Annotated in this window: 15 protein-coding genes and 1 pseudogene; 9 read left to right on the top strand and 7 right to left on the bottom strand. The window is 74.2% G+C overall.

The features are described 5' to 3' along the window. The first annotated feature begins 6 nt into the window (after positions 1-6). Positions 7-1032 (top strand): NAD(P)-dependent oxidoreductase, encoded by a 1026-nt coding sequence (locus NH602_RS02285; protein ID WP_073577633.1) that lies wholly within the window; start codon positions 7-9, stop codon positions 1030-1032. A gap of 72 nt (positions 1033-1104) precedes the next feature. Further along, positions 1105-1374 (top strand): DUF2277 domain-containing protein, encoded by a 270-nt coding sequence (locus tag NH602_RS02280; protein ID WP_178374489.1) that lies wholly within the window; start codon positions 1105-1107, stop codon positions 1372-1374. Positions 1375-1535: 161 nt separating this feature from the next. On the opposite strand, the gene NH602_RS02275 is transcribed toward NH602_RS02280, so the two are convergent. From NH602_RS02275 to NH602_RS02265, 3 genes are read right to left on the bottom strand one after another with little or no spacing between them, the layout of a single operon-like run. Beyond that, a complete protein-coding gene (locus NH602_RS02275) occupies positions 1536-1952 on the bottom strand; it encodes a RidA family protein (RefSeq protein WP_167379109.1) in 417 nt (138 codons plus the stop codon). Further along, positions 1949-2713 carry an IclR family transcriptional regulator gene (locus NH602_RS02270; RefSeq protein ID WP_253066862.1) on the bottom strand — a complete coding sequence of 255 codons (765 nt, stop codon included), beginning with the start codon at positions 2711-2713 and terminating at the stop codon, positions 1949-1951. The genes NH602_RS02275 and NH602_RS02270 overlap by 4 nt, the downstream gene beginning before the upstream one ends. Further along, positions 2710-3684 (bottom strand): PfkB family carbohydrate kinase, encoded by a 975-nt coding sequence (locus NH602_RS02265; RefSeq protein WP_253066861.1) that lies wholly within the window; start codon positions 3682-3684, stop codon positions 2710-2712. Before NH602_RS02265 ends, NH602_RS02270 begins: the two co-directional genes overlap by 4 nt. A gap of 120 nt (positions 3685-3804) precedes the next feature. On the opposite strand from NH602_RS02265, the gene NH602_RS02260 reads away from it, so the two are divergent. Genes NH602_RS02260 through NH602_RS02250 form a run of 3 tightly spaced genes read left to right on the top strand, consistent with a single transcriptional unit; the run spans position 3805 to position 8191 of the window. Beyond that, positions 3805-5052: an amino acid deaminase gene (locus NH602_RS02260; RefSeq protein WP_179761074.1), complete on the top strand. Its 1248-nt coding sequence runs from the start codon at positions 3805-3807 to the stop codon at positions 5050-5052. Beyond that, positions 5052-6677: an amidohydrolase family protein gene (locus tag NH602_RS02255; RefSeq protein ID WP_253066860.1), complete on the top strand. Its 1626-nt coding sequence runs from the start codon at positions 5052-5054 to the stop codon at positions 6675-6677. Before NH602_RS02260 ends, NH602_RS02255 begins: the two co-directional genes overlap by 1 nt. Positions 6678-6679: 2 nt before the next feature. Then, positions 6680-8191 carry a GntP family permease gene (locus NH602_RS02250; protein ID WP_374210116.1) on the top strand — a complete coding sequence of 504 codons (1512 nt, stop codon included), beginning with the start codon at positions 6680-6682 and terminating at the stop codon, positions 8189-8191. Here NH602_RS02250 and NH602_RS02245 read toward each other — a convergent pair. From NH602_RS02245 to NH602_RS02230, 4 genes are all read right to left on the bottom strand, one after another. Beyond that, positions 8188-8493, bottom strand: coding sequence for a nitrile hydratase accessory protein (locus NH602_RS02245; protein WP_073577639.1), 306 nt, complete (start codon positions 8491-8493; stop codon positions 8188-8190). The genes NH602_RS02250 and NH602_RS02245 overlap by 4 nt on opposite strands. Further along, positions 8480-9139, bottom strand: coding sequence for a nitrile hydratase subunit beta (gene nthB, locus NH602_RS02240; RefSeq protein ID WP_179761071.1), 660 nt, complete (start codon positions 9137-9139; stop codon positions 8480-8482). Before nthB ends, NH602_RS02245 begins: the two co-directional genes overlap by 14 nt. Beyond that, entirely contained in the window at positions 9136-9717 is a 582-nt protein-coding gene (gene nthA, locus NH602_RS02235; protein ID WP_073577641.1) for a nitrile hydratase subunit alpha, read from the bottom strand. Before nthA ends, nthB begins: the two co-directional genes overlap by 4 nt. Before the next feature lie 89 nt (positions 9718-9806). After that, positions 9807-10688 (bottom strand): hypothetical protein, encoded by an 882-nt coding sequence (locus NH602_RS02230; protein ID WP_062400283.1) that lies wholly within the window; start codon positions 10686-10688, stop codon positions 9807-9809. Positions 10689-10877: 189 nt separating this feature from the next. Here NH602_RS02230 and NH602_RS02225 point away from each other — a divergent pair, with 189 nt between their 5' ends. From NH602_RS02225 to NH602_RS02210, 4 genes and pseudogenes are all read left to right on the top strand, one after another. Beyond that, positions 10878-11702: a siderophore-interacting protein gene (locus NH602_RS02225; RefSeq protein ID WP_179761070.1), complete on the top strand. Its 825-nt coding sequence runs from the start codon at positions 10878-10880 to the stop codon at positions 11700-11702. Positions 11703-11899: 197 nt separating this feature from the next. Then, complete coding sequence (mfd, locus tag NH602_RS02220; RefSeq protein WP_179762920.1) at positions 11900-15523, top strand: transcription-repair coupling factor; 3624 nt, start codon at positions 11900-11902, stop codon at positions 15521-15523. A gap of 284 nt (positions 15524-15807) precedes the next feature. Then, complete coding sequence (locus NH602_RS02215) at positions 15808-16995, top strand: type III PLP-dependent enzyme (protein ID WP_179761069.1); 1188 nt, start codon at positions 15808-15810, stop codon at positions 16993-16995. Further along, positions 16992-18806, top strand: a pseudogene (locus NH602_RS02210) (peptidase S41); the annotation flags it as partial. The gene NH602_RS02215 and the pseudogene NH602_RS02210, both read left to right, overlap by 4 nt.

Below are 18806 nucleotides of genomic sequence, written 5' to 3'. Positions count from 1 at the left end.
ATATTCATGCGCGTACTGCTCACCGGGCACCAGGGCTACCTCGGGACCGTGATGGCGCCGCTGCTCGCCGCCGCCGGTCACGAGGTCATCGGCCTGGACTCCGGGCTGTTCGCGGACTGCGTGCTGGGTTCGCTGGACACCCCGGACGTCGACGGGATGTCGACCGACCTGCGGGACGTCACCGTCGACCAGCTGGCCGGGTTCGACGCCGTCGTTCACATGGCGGCGCTGTCGAACGACCCGCTGGGCTCGCTGGCCCCGGAGATCACCTACGACATCAACCACCACGCGTCGACCCGGCTGGCCCGGCTGTCGAAGGAAGCCGGTGTCGGCCGCTTCGTCTACGCCTCCACCTGCTCGGTGTACGGCGCCCAGTCCGGCGACGACCTCGTCGACGAGGACGCCCCGCTCAAGCCGGTCACCCCCTACGCGATCTCGAAGGTCCGCGTCGAGGACGACCTCGCCGAGCTCGCCGACGCCGACTTCGTGCCGGTCTCGATGCGCAACGCGACCGCGTTCGGGTTCTCGCCGCGGCTGCGCGCCGACATCGTGCTGAACAACCTGGTCGGCCGGGCGGTCCTCACGGGCGAGGTCACCGTGCTGTCCGACGGCACCCCGTGGCGTCCGCTCGCGCACGCCGAGGACATCGCCGGTGCGGTCGTCGCGGCGCTGGGCGCCCCGGCGGACGTCGTCCGGGCCCGGGCCTACAACGTGGGAACCGAGACGAACAACCGGACCGTCGCCGAGATCGCGCAGGCCGTGATCGACGCCGTCCCCGGCTCGACGCTCAACATCACCGGCGAGGCCGGCAACGACCCGCGCTCCTACCGGGTCGACTTCGCCCGGGCCCGCAAGGAGCTCGGCTTCGAGGCGTCCTGGACGATCCCGGCCGGTGCCGAGCAGCTCGCCACCGAGTACCGGAACCGCGGCCTCACCCAGGACGCGTTCGACCACTCCTTCACCCGCCTCGCGGTGCTGAACCGGCGCCAGGCGGCGGGGGAGCTCGACGGGTCGATGCACGTCGTCCAGTAGTTCGCACTCGGTCGACGGCCCGTCCCGCGCTACGGTCGCGGGGCGGGCCGTCGTCGTATCCAGGGGGTGCCCATGTGCCGCAACATCCGGACGCTGCACAACTTCGAGCCGCCGGCCACGACCGACGAGGTGGACGCCGCGGCGCTGCAGTACGTCCGCAAGATCGCCGGGGCGGCGAAGCCGTCTCAGGCCAACGCCGAGGTGTTCGAACGGGCGGTCGCCGCCGTCGCCGAGGCGACCCGGGAGCTGCTCGACGGGCTGACCACGACCGCCCCGCCGAAGGACCGTGAGGTGGAGGCGGCGAAGGCCCGGGCGCGGGCGGAGCTGCGCTACGCCCGCTGAGGGAGCCGTAGGTCGAGCAGCAGTCCGGTTTCGGCCGACGCCTTCCGAGCGTCGCGTTCCCGTGGCCGGGAGCACGGTTCCGCAACGCCCGATCGACGTCGCCCTGTCGAGACGCACGTTGTCGCCCCGGTGGGGGCGGGAACGTGCATCTCGGCGAGTTGCTAGGCGGCCGGGGCGGCCAGGGCGTCGATCTCCACCAGCATCTCGGCGTGGGGGAGGCCCACGAACACGGTGGTGCGTGCGGGGAGCGCGGCACCGTCGGGGACGTGCCGGGACACGAACTCGCCGTAGGCGTCGTTCATCGCGGAGAAGTGCTCCCGCTCGGTGAGGTAGACGCGGAACATCAGGACGTCGCCGACCGAGGCGCCGCCCGCCTCCAGGATCGCGCGGACGTTCTCCAGGGTCCGCAGCGTCTGGGCGTGCACGTCGCCCGGCGCGATGTACTGCTTCGTCGCCGGGTCCATCGGGCCCTGCCCGGAGACCTGCAGCAGGCCGCCCTTGCGCACGCCCTGGCTGAAGGTGTGCGCGGGGGCGGGTGCGTCGGTGGTGGTCACGGTGCCGTTGGCGGCGGTGGTCATGCGGGGGGATCCTCTCGGGTCGGGCGCCAGCCGAGGTCGCGGGAGATCGTCCCGGTGACGGCCAGCAGTGACGGGACCAGCTCCATCAGCTGGTCGTAGCCGGCGACGATGGTCGGCACGGACACCGACACCGCCGCGACGACGGTTCCGGCCGGTCCGCGGACCGGCGCCCCGATGCAGTTGATCGAGGCCTCGTTCTCCTCGCGGTCCTGGGCCCAGCCCTGCTCGCGCACCCGGGCGAGCTCGGCCAGGTAGGCGTCGCGGTCGGTGATCGTGTGCGGGGTGCGGGCGGGGAAGTCGACGTCGTCGAGCACCCGGTTCCGCTCCGCCGCGGGCAGGTCGGCGAGCAGCACCTTCCCGGCGGCGGTGGAGTGCACGGGTCCGCGCAGCCCGACCCGCGACGCCATGCGCACGTTGTCGAGCGACTCCAGCTTGTCGATGTAGACGATCTCGCCGTCGTCGCGCTCGGACAGGTGCACGGTGTGGCCGTGGGCCCGGTTGAACGCGTGCAGGTGCGGCGCGGCGACCGTGCGCACCTCGCGCTGGTCCAGCCCGCGCGAGGACAGCTCGAACAGCCGCGAGCCGAGCCGGTAGCGGTGGTGGTCGTCGCGGTGCACGAAGTGCTCGTCGGCCAGGGTGCGCAACAGCCGCAGGACGGTCGTCTTGTGCACCTCGAGCGCCGTGGCGAGCTCGTCGAGCGACGCCGGGCCCTCCCCGAGGACCACCAGGATCCGCAGCGCCTTGGTCAGGCTGGTGCTCACACGGCCTCCCGGTCGGCGCTCACGCGCAGGGTCGCCCAGGCGTCGTCGTCGAGGTCGAGCAGGTGCTCGGGCAGCGGCGCGGCGGAGTCGCCGGGAACGACGAGCACCGCGGCGGCACCGAGGTGGCCCCGGCGCAGGCAGCGGCCCACGTCCTCGCCGCGGACCAGGCCGGTGAGCAGCCCGGCGGCGAACGCGTCGCCCGCCCCGACCGGCTCGACGACGTCGACGACCAGCGCCGCGCGCTCGGTGACCGCACCGTCGCGGTGCACGGCCAGTGCGCGCCGGGCGCCGTCCTTGACCACGACCAGCTCCGGGCCGGGCAGCAGCGCGCGCAGGCGGGCCGGGTCGTCGGTGCCGAACACCCGCCGCGCCTCGTCCGCGCCGACGAGTACGACGTCGGCCCGATCGGCCAGCGCCGCCACCGGGGCCGGGTTCCCGTCGGGCCACATCTGTTCGCGCCAGTTCACGTCGAACACGACCCGGTACCGGCGGGGGCGGGCCAGCAGCGCGGCCAGCGCGGCCGCGCAGGACGTCGACACGGCCGCGGTGATCCCGCTGACGTGCACCCAGTCCGCGTCGGCGATCCGGTCGCGTACCGCGGGCAGCTCCAGCAGTTCGGGCCCGGCCGCCGAGGCCGCCGACCCGGACCGCCGGTAGGTCATGACGGTGCCGCCGTCGGGCGCCGGGGACTTGGCGTAACGGCCGGTCGGGAGGTCCGGGTCGACGCCGATCCCACCGGTGTCGACCCCGGCGGCGGCGAGCGTGTGCTGCACGAGGGCGCCGTGCCGGTCGTCACCGAGACGCCCGACCCACGCCACCGCGACGCCGGCCGCGGCCAGGTCGAGTGCGACGTTCACCTCGGCACCCGCGGCGTGCGCAGGGGCCCGCGGGTCGTCGACGGCGGCCGCGTCGGGGACCAGGGCGAGGGCCTCGCCGAAGCACACCACGGCGCTGCGGCCCGGGGTTTCCACTGCTGGGTTCTCCTCCGCCGTCGTTGACCGATCTGTCGCGGCGATGCTAGAACAGCCGCACCGAAATACGCAACTAGCGCTGCAGAATACGCAACGTACCCGCTCAGAGGGGAGAACGGGATGCTCCGGTACGCGTCGCTCGGCGCCGAACGGCCCGGCCCGTACGCCAAGTCGGTCCCGCCGCTGCCCGGTACGGTCGACGAGTGGCTCGCCGGCGGGCCGCGGCTGTCGGACCTGGCCACGCCCGTCCTCACCCTCGACCGGGCGGCCCTGCACGCCAACGCCGAGCGGATGGCCGGCTGGTGTGCCGCGCACGGCGTCGACCTCGCCCCGCACGGCAAGACGACGATGGCCCCCGCGCTGTGGGACCTGCAGCTACGCCACGGTGCCTGGGGGATCACCGTCGCGACGCCGTGGCAGGCGCGGATCGCGATCGACGCCGGCGTGCGACGGGTGCTGCTGGCGAACGCGCTCGTCGACCCGGCGGGCGTGCGGGCCGTCGCCGCCGCGCGTGACGCCGACCCGGACCTGGAGGTGCTGAGCTGGGTCGACTCGGTCGACGCCGTCACCGCGATGACCACCGCCGCGGGGTCCCCGGCACGGCCGCTCGCCGTCGTCGTCGAGCTGGGGGCGCCCGGCGGCCGGACCGGCGCGCGCACCCTGGCCGAGGCCGAGCGGGTGGCGTCGGCCGTCGTGGCCAGCCCGGTGCTGGCGCTGGCCGGGGTCGGCGGCTACGAGGGGGCGCTCGCGCACGACCCGTCGGAGGCGTCACTGGCGACCGTCCGCGCCTATCTCGACGACCTCGCCGAGCTGCACCGCCGGCTCGCCCCGTCCTACGGGACCGACGAGGTCGTGGTCACCGCGGGCGGCAGCGCCTACTTCGACCAGGTCGTCGCCGCGCTGGCCGGGCTCGCCGACACGCGCACCCGCGTCGTGCTGCGCTCGGGCGCCTACCTCGTCCACGACGACGGCTTCTACCGCGGCATCTCCCCGCTGGCCCGCGACGACGAGCAGCGCCCGTTCCGCTCGGCCATGCACGTGACCGCCCGGGTGGTGTCGACCCCCGAGCCCGGCCTGGCGCTGCTCGACGCGGGCAAGCGCGACGTCCCGTTCGACGAGGGGCTGCCCGAGCCGCAGCGGATCGCCGACGACCTCGGGTCGCCCTCGCGGCCGCTGACCGGCACCGTCACCGCCGTCAACGACCAGCACGCGTTCCTGCGCACCGAGGAGCAGGTCCGGATCGGGCAGGTCGTCCGGCTCGGGCTCTCGCACCCGTGCACCGCGTTCGACAAGTGGCGCTGGATCCCGGTGCTGGACGGCACCGACCCCGACCCGCAGGTCGTCGAGCTCGTCCGGACGTTCTTCTGATGGGCACGCTGCTGCGCGGCGGCACCGTCGTCGACGGGACCGGCGGGCCCCGGTACACCGCGGACGTGCTCGTCGAGGGCGACCGGATCGCCGCGGTCGGGCCGGACGCGGCCGGACGGGCCGAGCGGGTCGTCGACGTGGACGGGATGGTCGTCGCCCCCGGGTTCGTCGACATGCACGCCCACTCCGACCTGCGCCTGCTCACCGAGCCCGCGCACCTCGCGAAGGTCTCCCAGGGCGTGACGACCGAGGTCATCGGCCAGGACGGGCTGTCCTACGCCCCCGTCGACGACGCCGTGCTGCCCGTGCTGCGCCGCGCGATCGCCGGCTGGAACGGCGACCCCGGCGCGGACTTCTTCACCTGGCGCACCGTCGCGGAGTACCTGGACCGGCTCGACGAGGGCATCGCCGGCAACGCCGCCTATCTCGTCCCGCACGGCACCGTCCGCGCGCTGGTCTGCGGCTGGGACGACCGCCCCGCCACCCAGGCGGAGATCGCCCGGATGGCCGACGTCGTCCGCACCGGCATGGACCAGGGCGCGGTCGGCCTCTCGGCCGGGCTCACCTACACCCCCGGCATGTACGCCGACGGCGCCGAGCTCGCTGCGCTGTGCGCCGCGGTGGGGGAGCGTGGCGGCTTCTTCTCCCCGCACCACCGCAGCTACGGCGCGGGCGCGCTGGAGGCCTACGCCGAAATGGTCGGCGTCGCCGAGCGGTCCGGGTGCGCGCTGCACCTGGCCCACGCCACGCTCAACTTCGGCCCCAACAAGGGCCGGGCCGGGGAGCTGATCACGCTGCTCGACGCGGCCGTCGCCCGCGGCGTCGACATCACCCTCGACACCTACCCGTACCTGCCGGGTGCGACGACGCTGTCGGCGATCCTGCCCAGCTGGTGCCAGTCCGGCGGCCTCGACGCGGCCCGCGAGCGGCTGCGCGACCCGGCCGCCCTCGCCCGGATCCGCGAGGACCTGGAGGTCCACGGCTCCGACGGCTGCCACGGCGTCGTCGCCGAGTGGGAGACGATCGAGATCAGCGGGGTCACGAACCCCGAGCTCGCCGGGACGGTCGGGCGCACGGTCGCCGACATCGCGGGCGCGACCGGAGCGGATCCGTTCGACACCTGCGTGGACATCCTGCTCCGCGACGACTTCGGGACCGGCATCCTGCAGCACGTCGGGCACGAGGAGAACGTCCGCGCGATCATGCGCCATCCGCGGCACACCGGCGGCAGCGACGGCCTGCTCGTCGGCGCGAAGCCGCACCCGCGGGCCTGGGGGACCTTCCCCCGCTACCTCGGCCACTACTGCCGCGAGCTCGGGCTGTTCTCCCTGGAGGAGTGCGTCCACCACCTCACCGGACGCGCCGCCGGCCGGCTCCGCCTGGCCGACCGCGGTCGCGTCCGGCCGGGCCTGGCCGCCGACCTGGTCGTGTTCGACCCGGACACCGTCACCGACACCGCCACCTTCGCCGAGCCCGCCCAGCAGGCGGCCGGCATCCCGTACGTCCTGGTCAACGGAGCCTTCGCGATCGACGGCGGGGAGCGCACCGACGCGCTCGCCGGTCGCGCGCTGCGCCGCCGGGCCGACGGCCGCACCGCACCGGGCACCCACCCCACCGGAGGATGACGATGACCTTCCTCGACTGGCTGCAGAACGACACGGCCGGCCTGCTCACCCTCGCCGCCGTCAGCGTCGCGCTGCTGCTGATCATGATCATGCGACTACGGCTGGAGCCGTTCATCGCGCTCATCGTCACCGGCGTGCTGGTCGCGCTCGTCGCGGGCGTGTCGGTCACCGACCTCGTCGGCACCCCGATCAAGGCGTCGGACTCGCTGTTCGAGACCGGCTTCGCCGGGATCCTCGGCCACATCGCCCCGATCATCGGGCTGGGCACCGTGCTCGGCGCGATCATGGAGCGCTCCGGTGGCGCGGACGCCCTGACCGAACGGCTGCTGCGGCTGTTCGGGCCGAAGGGCGCACCGCTCGCGATGGGTGTTACCGGGCTGGTGCTCGGCATCCCGGTGTTCTTCGACATCGGCATCTTCGTGCTCGCGCCGCTGGTCTACGTGGCCGCGCGCCGCGGCGGCCGCTCGCTGGTCCTCTATGCGATGCCGATGCTCGCCGGGCTGTCGATGACCCACGCGTTCCTGCCGCCGCACCCCGGACCGGTCACCGCGGGCGGGCTGCTCGGCGTCGGGATGGGCTGGGTGATCGCGATGGGCCTGCTCTGCGGCATTCCCGCCTGGCTGGTCAGCGGCGTCTGGTGGGGCTCGTTCATCGGACGGCGGATCCAGGTCGGCGTGCCCGAGGACCTGCCCGGTGGGGCCGCCCCGGCCGCCGCCCCCGGCCCGGCCGGTTCCGCGCGCGACGCCGGCGACAGCAACGGTGACGGTGACCCGGGCGGCGGGACGGGTGGTGTCCGCACCGCGGAGACGGCCGGCCCGCAGACCGCGGTCGCGGTGGCCGCGCCCCCGTCGGTCGCGCTCATCTCCTCGATCATCGCGGTCCCGCTGGTGCTCATCCTCGCCGCGACCGTCGCGGGGGTGACGCTCCCCGAGGGCACGGTGTTCCGCGACGTCCTCGTGCTGCTCGGCACCCCGGCCATCGCGCTGACGCTGTCGGTGCTGCTCGCGCTGTACCTGCTCGGCATCCGGCGCGGGACGTCGATGGCCGAGCTCGGCCGGATCTCCGGCGAGTCGCTGCGCCCGGTCGGGATGATCCTGCTCGTCGTCGGGGCGGGGGCGTTCTTCGGCAAGGTCCTGCAGACCACCGGCGTCGGCGACGCACTGGCCGGCTCGATGACCGCGATCGGGCTGCCGGTGATCGCCTCGGCGTACCTGATCAGCGCGGCGCTGCGGATCGCCCAGGGTTCGGCGACCGTCGCCATCGTGACGACGGCGGGCATCATCGGCCCGACCGTCGCCGCGGGCGGCTACAGCCAGCCGCAGCTCGCGCTGATCGTCGTCGCCGTGTCGGCCGGGTCGATCATCGCCAGCCACGTCAACGACGGCGGGTTCTGGATCGTCGCCAAGTACTTCAACATGACGGTGAAGCAGACCCTGATGACCTGGACGGTGCTGGAGACGATCCTGTCGGTCGTCGGGTTCGCCGCGGCCGCGCTGGTGTGGGCCGTCGTCTAGGAGCGCAGCGGGTCGGCGTCGAGCGTGACCGGCGCGCCGTGCGGGGTCGCGACGGCGGCACGCAGCCAGGCGCCGGTCCGCTCCTCGACCGAGCCGCGGTCGGCGACGCCTAGCCCGTCGAGCAGGTGCTCCAGCGCGGCGAGCCAGGCGTCCCAGTAGTCCAGGCCGGTGTCCAGCTCGCCGCCCAGGGTCTCGGCGAACTCCTGCCGGTCCAGCGTCCCGGTGTCCTGCAGGGCCACGGCCAGCGCGAACGCGCTCGCCTGCCACGGCTCGTCGAAGACCGGGCCGTCAGGCGGGCTCAAGGTAGGACTCCCAGGCGTCGACGGAGACGGTCGTGGTCGGGTCGGCGTCCGGGCCCCACAGCTCGGGGCCGGTGAACACCACGGTGTAGAGCGGCTCCGGGCACTCGCCGTGGCCGTGCGCGCGGGCGTCGGGCAGCACGTGGGTCCCGCGGCGCGTCTCGACGGTCCCGCAGCGACCGCGGACGTAGCGGGGGAGCCGGGTGTGCCCGCGCGGGTGCATCACCCGGGCCCGCACGCGGTCGCCGGGGGCGAACCGGGGCGGGCCGGTGTCGTCGCGCTCGGTGGGGGCGCCGGTGGCCAGCACCCGGGCGGCGGCGTCGGCGTCCAGCGCGGCCGGGGCGTCGGCGCGCGGGCGCAGGGGGCGCCCGGCGTCGAGCTCGTCGGCGCCGACCAGGCCGTGGGTGACCAGCAGCTTCTCGGTCGCCGCGAGCCAGATCTCGTAGTAGGTCAGGGTCAGGTAGACCGGCGGCGGGAGCGACTCGCGGGCGTGCCGGGACTCGTCGATCGACCAGCCGCCCGGGCGGGCCGCGGCGAGGGTCAGCGCCAGCACCAGCGGCTCCCAGCCCGCGTGGAACCGGACGTCCTCCGGCTCGGGCTCCACCGGCCCGAAGCCCATCGCGCCGCCGAGGTCGTGCGCGCCGTTCACGCCGACACCAGCCGGGTGCCGATCATGGCGTCGCGGGAGACGATCGCGGCGAGCTCGTCCGCGGACCACCCGTCCGTGCCGGCCGGACGCTGCGGGACGACCAGGTAGCGCAGCTCGGAGGTGGAGTCGTGCACCCGGATGGCGACGTCGTCGTCGAGCACGGTCCCGAAGTCGGCGAGCACGCCGCGCGGGTCCAGCACCGCCCGCGACCGGTAGGCCGGCGACTTGTACCAGACCGGGGGCAGACCCAGGACCGGCCACGGGTAGCAGGAGCACAGGGTGCAGACGACGAGGTGGTGCTCGCCCGGTGAGTTGAACACCGCGGCGAGGTGCTCGCCGCCGCGACCGCCGTAGCCGAGCTCGGCGACCGCCGCGGTCGCGTCGTCGGCGAGCCGGGCCGCGAAGTCCGGGTCGGTCCAGGACCGGGCGACGACGTGCGCGCCGTTCCGCGGGCCGACCCGGTGCTGGTAGGTCTCGATGATCTCGTCGAGTGCGGCCGGGTCGACGTAGCCCTTCTCGACCAGGATCGACTCGAGTGCCCGCACGCGGGCGTCCACCGGTCGCAGCTCACCGCTCATCGGGACGACGTTAGCCAGGCAGGGCCGGGGCGTCGAGAGCACGACGGCCCGGCACCTCGCGGTACCGGGCCGTCGGGAGGGCGGTGGGCTCAGGCGTGCGTGAGTGCGTCCTCGAACTCCTCGGCCTTCAGCGGGGCGAGGTCGGAGACCCGCAGGAAGTCGCCCAGCGTGGTGCCGGTCGCGCCCGAGTCGACGTTGCGCGGGCCGCGGCCGGCCCGGACGTCGTCGAGGTTGATCGTGCGCAGGTCGTAGGAGAACCGGGTGACGTCGGAGGTGTTCGGCGCCGACGCGTGCAGGTGGTTCGACGAGAACATGAACACGTCACCGGACTGCCCGGCGATCCGGATCTCGCCGCGGGACTCGAAGTCCTCCAGCGGGAGCGGGTGCGGACGGGTGTCGGTGGTCTTCTCGCCGGCGGCCGCGGTGCGGTGCTTGGCGACCCACTCGTCGTAGTCGTACTGGTTCGAGCCGTTCTTCACCGGGCGGTCGAAGTAGTCGGTGTACATGCTCATGACGTTGTCGCCGACGACGTCGAACACCGGGGTCCAGTAGTTCACGAGCTGCTGCGGGTGGCCGTACCACATGTCGCGGTGCGCCTTGTAGTTGTAGGACACACCGGCGGTGAGGAACTGGTCGGCCGGGATCACGCGCAGCCGCGGGATGTCGAAGTAGGTGCGCTCGGGGTCGACGCCGAAGTCGACGGCGAACTGCTGGCAGAGCGCCTTGGTCCGGTCGCCGTTGGTGAACTCGCGCTTGAGCGGCTCGACGCGGCGGACGAACTCGTCGACGTCCATCTCGTACTGGGCGCGCTCCGGGTCCAGGCCCTCGAAGGCCTGACCGATCAGGTCCTTGGCGTGGTCGGCGAGGGCGTTCGCGCCGCCGATCCCGCTGTAGAGGTGGAAGTCGCCCCGGAACAGGGACTCGCGGCGCGCGTCGTCGTCGATCCGGCGGTTGAGGTAGACCGTGATCACCGCTTGCTCCTCCGTGCTGGCTCGGGGTCGGGAACCCGCCTGACGTCTGTCGACGCTAGCGCACACGATCGGGTGAGCATTTACGATGCAACGTAGTAGTCGCGCTGTGCGACACCGTGTCCGGAAGATCCGTTTGGTGTGGTCCGCTCCGTCATGGTTAGCTGAGCCTCACCTATGGAGGAGGCGGCGATGTCGGTCGTGACCGAGGATCGGGCGGCGGTCCGTGTGGTGGGTCTGCAGCGGGTCTCGGACGTCTTCGTCCGGGCCGAGCTCGAGGGGGAGGGGCTCGCCGGTCTCGGCCTGCCGGGCGTCCCCGACGAGGCCTGCGTCTTCCACTTCCCGCTGCCCGACGGCGGCCGCGACGACCACGGTCGCTGGTACACCCTGCGCGAGGTCAGCCCCTGCCGCACCCGGGCGTCCATCGACCTGGTCTGTCACCCCGGCGGGGTCGGCGCCGGCTGGGCCCGGCGGGCCTGCGTCGGTGACGAGATCGAGGTCTCGCACTCGAACAGCTGGTTCAAGCGCCCGGCCGGCGTCGGCTGGCAGATCCTCGTCGGCGACGCGGCCGCGCTCCCGGCGCTCGCCCGGATCGTCACCGAGACACCCGAGGGCATCGACACCGAGGTCGTCCTGGAGATCGACGAGGTCCCGGCCGACTTCCCCGCGCGGGCGCGGGTCCGCCGCGAGCCCGCGAGCGAGACCGGCAGCCGGCTGGCGGAGATCGTCGCCGGGCTGGCGCTGCCGGACGGGCCCGGTTACGTCTACGTCGGCGGTGAGGCGTCCGCGACCCGCGCCGCCCGCAAGCACCTGCGCCACGAGCGCGGCCTGCCGCCCGGCGCCTACGGCGTGCTCGGCTACTGGCGTCGTGACGCCGACACCTTCCGTCGCACCTGGCAGGCCAACCAGGAGCGCTTCGAGAAGGCCTACGCCGACGCGGCCGTCGCCGCCGGGGGCGACGACGAGCGGATGCTCGACCTCTACGAGGCGACCCTGGAGCGCGACGGGCTGCTCTGAGCGGGACGTGCCGCGGGACACCGACGCCTCGGTCGGCGCCCGCGTGGGCCAGGCGTAAACTCGGAGGCCGGCACCCCGACCGGGTCGGGAGCCCTACCGCGACCCGGGCAGGGGTCTGTCCTGCCCGCGGCCGGCCCCCGTCGTCGCGCGCACCGCCAGCCCACCTCCACCGAGGAGCCAGCGCCGTCGTGGCCATCCTGTCCGGTCTGCTCACCTCCGCCCTGTCCGACGCCGGTCTCCGCGCCGCCGTCGACGCCGCCCGTGCCGCGGACACCCGCGCCGGTGAGACCCCTGCCGTGCAGGTCGAGGGTCCCTCCGCGGTGCGCCCGCTGCTCGCCGCCGGGCTCGCCGAGACCTCCACGGTGCTCGCCGTGACCGCCACCGACCGGGAGGCCGAGGACCTCGCGGCCGCGGTGTCGGACCTGCTCGGCCACGGCGAGGCGCCGGGCGCCGCCGCCGACACGGTGCACGACTGCGCGGGCGCGCCGGTCGTCGTACTGCCGAGCTGGGAGACGCTGCCGCACGAGAAGCTGTCCCCGCGCCCGGACACCGTCGCCCGCCGGCTGACGATCTTCCACCGGCTCTCCTCGGCGGAGACCGCCCCTCGGGTGGTCGTGACCGCGGCGCGCAGCCTGATCCAGCCGGTCGCGCCCGGGCTGGGCACGCTCGCCCCGGTGACGCTGGCCGTCGGCGAGGAGTACGACTTCGAGCAGCTGCTGGTGCGGCTGGTCGAGCTGGCCTACAGCCGCGCCGAGATGGTCACCACCCGCGGCGAGTTCGCCGTGCGCGGCGGCATCCTCGACATCTTCCCGCCGACCGCCGAGCACCCGGTGCGCGTCGAGTTCTGGGGCGACGAGGTCTCCGAGGTGCGGTCGTTCTCCGTCGCGGACCAGCGCTCGGTCGGCGAGGTCACGCGGATCGACGTGCCGCCGTGCCGCGAGCTGCTGCTCACCACCCCGGTGCGCGAGCGGGCCGGCGAGCTGGCCCTGGAGCAGCCCGAGACCGCGGGCCTCAACCGCAACCCGCTGCGCGAGCTGCTGGAGAAGCTGTCCGAGGGCATCCCCGGTGAGGGCATGGAGTCGCTGATCCCGGCGCTGGTCGGCGGGGAGATGCAGACGCTCACCGACCTGCTCCCGGACGGGACGCGGGTGCTGCTCGCCGACCCCGAGCGCATCCGCACCCGCTGTGCGGACCTCGTGCGCACCGGGCAGGAGTTCCTGGAGGCGTCCTGGCTGGCGTCCGGCTCCGGCGGCGAGGCCCCGATCGACGTCTCCGGGTCGGCCTACCGCGACCTGCGCGTCACGCTGGACCACGCGACGGCGACCGGCCGCCCGGTGGTCTCGCTGTCGCCGCTGCTGTCGGGCTCCGACGACGTCGTCGTGGCGGGCGTGCACGAGATCGAGCCCTACCGGGGCGACACCGACCGCGCGCTGACCGACCTGCGCGCGCACGTCGCCACCGGCGGCGCCGCGGTGCTCGTGCTGGCCGGGCAGGGCACCGCCGACCGCTCGCTGGAGCAGCTGCGCGAGGCCGAGGTCCCCGCCTCCGCCGTCCCGGTGCTCGCCGACGCCCCGGAGAAGGGGATCGTCACCGTCACCTGCGGGCGCGTGCTGAACGGGTTCACCGCGCCGGAGGTCGGGCTGGTCGTCGTCTCCGAGGCCGACCTGACCGGCAGCCGCGCCGGGCTCGACACCGCGCCGCGCAAGACCACCCCCCGCAAGCGCAACGCCGTCGACCTGGCCGTGCTGCAGCCCGGCGACTTCGTCGTCCACAACCAGCACGGCATCGGACGCTTCATCGAGATGAAGGAGCGCACCGTCCAGGGCGCCACCCGCGAGTACCTGGTGCTGGAGTACGCCAGCTCCAAGCGCGGCCAGCCCGCCGACCGGCTCTTCGTGCCGACCGACGCCCTCGACGAGATCAGCCGCTACGTGGGCGGCGAGCAGCCCGCCGTCAACAAGCTCGGCGGCGGGGACTGGGCCAAGACCAAGAGCCGCGCCCGCAAGGCGGTCAAGGACATCGCGGCCGGTCTGGTGCAGCTCTACGCGGCGCGCCAGGCCTCGCCGGGGCACGCGTTCGGCGCGGACACCCCGTGGCAGCGCGAGCTCGAGGACGCCTTCCCCTACACCGAGACCCCCGACCAGCTCTCCGCGATCGACGAGGTCAAGCGGGACATGGAGCGTCCGGTCCCGATGGACCGCGTCATCTCCGGCGACGTCGGGTTCGGCAAGACCGAGATCGCGGTGCGGGCGGCGTTCAAGGCGGTGCAGGACGGCAAGCAGGTCGCCGTCCTCGTCCCGACGACGCTGCTCGCCACCCAGCACCTGTCGACGTTCTCCGAGCGGATGCGCCAGTTCCCGGTGACCGTGCGCGGGCTGTCGCGGTTCACCGACCCGGCCGAGGCGCGTGAGACGATCGAGAAGCTCGCCGACGGCACCGTCGACGTCGTCGTCGGGACGCACCGGCTGCTCCAGACCGGCATCCGCTACAAGGATCTCGGCCTGGTGATCGTCGACGAGGAGCAGCGCTTCGGCGTCGAGCACAAGGAACACATCACCGCGCTCCGGGCGCACGTCGACGTCCTCACCCTGTCCGCGACGCCGATCCCGCGGACCCTGGAGATGAGCCTCGCCGGCATCCGCGAGATGTCGGCGATCACCACCCCGCCCGAGGAGCGGCACCCGACCCTGACCTACGTCGGCGCCTACGACGACAAGCAGGTCGCCGCCGCCCTGCGCCGCGAGCTGCTGCGCGACGGCCAGGTGTTCTACGTGCACAACCGGGTCAGCTCGATCGACCGGGCGGCCAAGAAGATCCAGGACCTCGTCCCCGAGGCGCGGGTCGCCGTCGCGCACGGGCAGATGAACGAGGACCTGCTGGAGCGGACCGTCAGCGCGTTCTGGCACCGCGAGTTCGACGTGCTGGTCTGCACCACGATCGTCGAGAACGGCCTGGACATCTCCAACGCCAACACCCTGATCGTCGAACGCTCCGACACCCTCGGCCTGTCCCAGCTCCACCAGCTGCGCGGCCGGGTCGGGCGTGGCCGCGACCGCGGCTACGCCTACTTCCTGTTCCCGGCGGAGCATCCGCTCACCGAGACCGCACACGACCGGCTCGCCACCATCGCCCAGCACTCCGAGCTCGGCTCCGGTGCGGCCGTCGCGATGAAGGACCTGGAGATCCGCGGCGCGGGCAACATCCTCGGTGCCGAGCAGTCCGGCCACATCGCCGGCGTCGGGTTCGACCTCTACATCCGCCTGGTCGGGGAGGCCGTCGCGGCGTTCCGCAGGCAGGCGGGCGGGGAGATCGGGGCCGAGCCGGAGGAGCTGCAGGAGGTCCGGGTCGACCTGCCGGTCGACGCGCACGTCCCGCACGACTACGTCGACGGCGAGCGGCTGCGCCTGGAGGTCTACCGCAAGATCGCCGAGGCGCCGGACGACGCCGCGCTCACCGCGATCGTCGAGGAGCTGACCGACCGCTACGGCGAGCCCCCGACCCCGGTGCGCAACCTGCTGGAGGTCGCCCGGTTCCGCCAGCTCTGCCGCCGCCTCGGCATCCGCGAGGTCGCCTCGGCGGGCACCCAGCTGCGGATCGGTCCGATGCAGCTGCCCGACTCCGCCCAGCTGCGGCTGCGCCGGCTCTACCCCAAGGCGCAGTACAAGGCGGCCGCGCAGGTCGTCACGGTGCCCAAGCCGGTGCAGGGCAACCGGATCGGCGGTGCCGCCATGCGCGACGTCGAGCTGCTCGGCTGGTGCGCGGAGCTCCTGCTGCAGATCGTGCCGACCTCCACCCCGGTGCACAGCTCCGCCTCGTCCTGACGCGGCCCCGACGCGGCGTTGACGCCGCGTTGATGAACACCGGGTGCTGCACCGAAGAACATCGGGTGTCGGCGCCCGTGCCGTTTCCGGGACGGAACGGGACGGACACCGCCGAACCGCTCGCCGGAGTTGTCGGGATCAATCGCACGACGTGGGTTCCCGTTTCCTCCGGTGATCCACGGCACCACACGGGCGTGATCCACACTGTTTACGATCGGATCAACGGCAGATCAGAGCGCCGTTTCCGTCGTGAACTCCCCGTGTCCGGGAAAGAGGTGTGTCCGATGTCCGATCGCCGGCCCGTCTCCACCGAATCCGTCGAAATCTGCACTCCGTACCTGGTGCTGGACCTGGACGCCGTCCGGGAACGGTACGCCGAATTCGGACGTGCACTTCCCGGCGCGGAACTGTTCTATGCGGTCAAGGCGAATCCGGCCCCGCGGCTCGTCGCATTCCTGGTCGGTCTCGGCGCGCGATTCGACGTCGCCAGCCGGCCGGAGCTGGAACTGTGCCTCGCAGCCGGCGCGCGGCCCGCGGACATCTCCTACGGCAGCACCGTGAAGAAAGAACGCGACATCGCGTTCGCGCACCGCAGCGGGGTCCGCCGGTTCGCCGTCGACTCGGCCGCCGAGCTGGACAAGATCGCGCGTTGCGCGCCGGGAGCGGAGGTGTTCGTCCGGGTCACCTGCACCGGCGCGGGCTCCTGCTTCCCGCTGGACCGCAAGTTCGGGTGCTCGACGGCCGCGGCCGCGTCGCTGCTCCTCGACGCCGACGCGGCCGGGCTGCGCGCCGCGGGCGTGTCGTTCCACGTCGGCTCCCAGCAGCTCGACCCGGGGGCGTGGCGGGCCGGGATCGCCGACGCCGCGGAGGTGTTCCGCCGGGTCCGCGCCCGCGGGCTGCGACCCGACCTGCTCGACCTCGGCGGCGGCTTCCCCGCGCACTACGACGCGCAGGTCCGCCCGCTGTCGGACTACGGCGACGCGATCCGCGAGGCGGTCGCCGCGGAGTTCGGCGACGACCGGCCGGAGCTGATGATCGAACCGGGCCGGGGCCTCGTCGCCGACGCGGGGACGCTCCACAGCGAGGTCGTGCTCGTGTCCGACCGGGACGGTGACGCCGGTCCGCGCTGGGTCTACCTCGACGTCGGCCGCTTCGGCGGGCTCGCCGAGACCGAGGGCGAGCTGGTCCGCTACCCGATCCGCACCGCGCACGACGACGGCCCCCGCTCCCCGGTCGTACTGGCCGGGCCGACCTGCGACAGCGCCGACGTGCTCTACCGCAGGCACCCCTACCTGCTCCCCGACGACCTGTGCGCCGGTGACGTGGTCCGGCTGCTGCACACCGGCGCCTACACCGCCAGCTACTCCTCGGTGGGCTTCAACGGCTTCGCCCCGCTGCGGTGCGTCTGCACCGGGGACCCCGCCGCGGGCGGGTCCGGAATGTCGGTGCGTGCGGCTAACGTCGCCGTGTGAGCTTCCTGCGCCATCCCCATCTGTCGGGTGACACGCTCGTCCTGGTCGCGGAGGACGACCTGTGGACGGCTCCGGTCGAGGGCGGGCGGGCCCACCGCCTGACCGCGGACGGGGTGCCCGTCACCGCACCGCGCTTCTCGCCCGACGGCGGGTCCGTCGCGTTCGCGTCCCGGCGCGACGGCGCGCCCGAGGTGTACCGCGTGGACGCCGAGGGTGGCACGCCCACCCGGCTGACCTGGTGGGGCGAGGCGCCGACCCGCGCCGCGGGCTGGACCCCCGACGGCGCGGTGGTCGCGCTGTCCGCGCACGGCGACGCGACCTCCCGGCTGTGGGCGTACGCGGTCCCGGCGACCGGCGGGGCACCGCGGCTGCTGCCGTACGGCACGCTCTCCGCGCTCGCCCACCAGCCCGGCGGACCCGCCGTGCTCACCCAGGTCGAGGGCGGGCGCGACGCGGCACACTGGAAGCGCTACCGCGGTGGGCGCGCCGGCCGGCTGTGGCTCGACACCGCCGGGACGGGGGAGTTCACCCGGGTCCTCGCCGCCCTGGCCGGGCAGCTGGAGTGCCCCATGGTCGTCGACGACGGGTCGGGCCCGCGGCTGGCGTTCGTCTCCGACCACGAGGGCTGGGGGAACGTCTACTCCGTCCCGCTCGCCGACCCCGGCACCGACCTGCGCCGGCACACCGACCACGGGTCCGGCGGCGGCACCGACTTCTACGCCCGGCACGCGAGCACCGACGGGCGCCGGGTGGTCTACGAGTCGGCCGGGGAGATCTTCCTGCTGGACGACCTGTCCGCCGCCTCGCAGCCGCGCCGGATCGACGTCCGGCCCGGCGGGCCGCGGCGCGCCCGCGAGCCGTTCCGCGCGTCGCTGCCCGCCGACCTCGGCCCGGTCCGGCCCGACCGCACCGGCCGCACGAGCATCGTGTCGGTGCGCGGGAGCGTGCACCGGCTCACCCACCGCGACGGCCCCGCCCGCGCACTGCTCGCCGAGCCCGGTGTGCGGGCCCGGCTCGCGCACCCGCTCGGCACGCACCGCGCCGTATGGGTGGACGACGCGACCGGCGAGGACGCCGTGGTCGTGGCCCCGCTCGACCCGCACCTCCCGGAGGCCCCGGAGCGGGCGCGGTACGCCGCGGGCGGCATCGGACGGGTCCTGGAGCTGGCCCCGGCACCGGACGGGTCCGCCGTCGCGCTCACCACGCACGACGGCAGGCTGCTGGTGCTGCACACCGGCGCCGATCCCGCACCGGACCCGGCACCCGGCCCCGACGACCGGCCCGACGACGGCGTGGTCGACGAGGCCGTCCCGGCCCGGGCGGTGGGGGAGCTGCGCGAGCTGCACCGCGGCACCGCGGGCGAGCCCTCCGACGTGTCCTGGTCACCGGACTCGGCCTGGCTGGCCTGGTGCGACCCGGCCCCCGAGGGGCTGTCGCGGATCGTGCTCACCCGGGTCGCCGACGGCGAGCACGCCGAGGTCACCCCGGCCCGCTTCCACGACAGCGACCCGGTCTTCACCGCCGACGGCAGGCACCTGGCGTTCCTGTCCCGGCGGGTGTTCGACCCCAGCTACGACGAGCACTCCTTCGACCTGACCTTCGGCACCGGCTGGAAGCCGTTCCTGGTGCCGCTGGCCGCGCGGACGCCGTCGCCGTTCGGGGCGGGGCCGGACGGCCGCCCGGTGGACCCGGCCGACGAAGGCCCGGACGACCCGCCCGCGACCCCGTCGACGCCCCCGGCCCCGTCGGAGCCCGGCGACGAGCCCGAACCGCCCGGTGACGGTGTCGCCGGCGGAGCCGCCGACGGTGCG

This window comes from Pseudonocardia sp. McavD-2-B (assembly GCF_024124365.1).
Classification (GTDB): Bacteria; Actinomycetota; Actinomycetes; order Mycobacteriales; family Pseudonocardiaceae; genus Pseudonocardia; species Pseudonocardia alni.
Note: the sequence above shows the minus strand (reverse complement) of the source record. Positions and strands in the feature narration are given on the sequence as shown.

Excerpts from the sequence above, each read along its gene's own strand:
- NH602_RS02250 (WP_374210116.1), top strand. The coding sequence starts at position 6,680 with ATGACCTTCCTCGACTGGCTGCAGAACGACACGGCCGGCCTGCTCACC.
- NH602_RS02260 (WP_179761074.1), top strand. The coding sequence starts at position 3,805 with ATGCTCCGGTACGCGTCGCTCGGCGCCGAACGGCCCGGCCCGTACGCC.
- NH602_RS02280 (WP_178374489.1), top strand. The coding sequence starts at position 1,105 with ATGTGCCGCAACATCCGGACGCTGCACAACTTCGAGCCGCCGGCCACG.
- NH602_RS02275 (WP_167379109.1), bottom strand. The coding sequence starts at position 1,952 with ATGACCACCGCCGCCAACGGCACCGTGACCACCACCGACGCACCCGCC.
- NH602_RS02225 (WP_179761070.1), top strand. The coding sequence starts at position 10,878 with ATGTCGGTCGTGACCGAGGATCGGGCGGCGGTCCGTGTGGTGGGTCTG.
- NH602_RS02255 (WP_253066860.1), top strand. The coding sequence starts at position 5,052 with ATGGGCACGCTGCTGCGCGGCGGCACCGTCGTCGACGGGACCGGCGGG.
- NH602_RS02215 (WP_179761069.1), top strand. The coding sequence starts at position 15,808 with ATGTCCGATCGCCGGCCCGTCTCCACCGAATCCGTCGAAATCTGCACT.
- NH602_RS02285 (WP_073577633.1), top strand. The coding sequence starts at position 7 with ATGCGCGTACTGCTCACCGGGCACCAGGGCTACCTCGGGACCGTGATG.
- nthA (WP_073577641.1), bottom strand. The coding sequence starts at position 9,717 with ATGAGCGGTGAGCTGCGACCGGTGGACGCCCGCGTGCGGGCACTCGAG.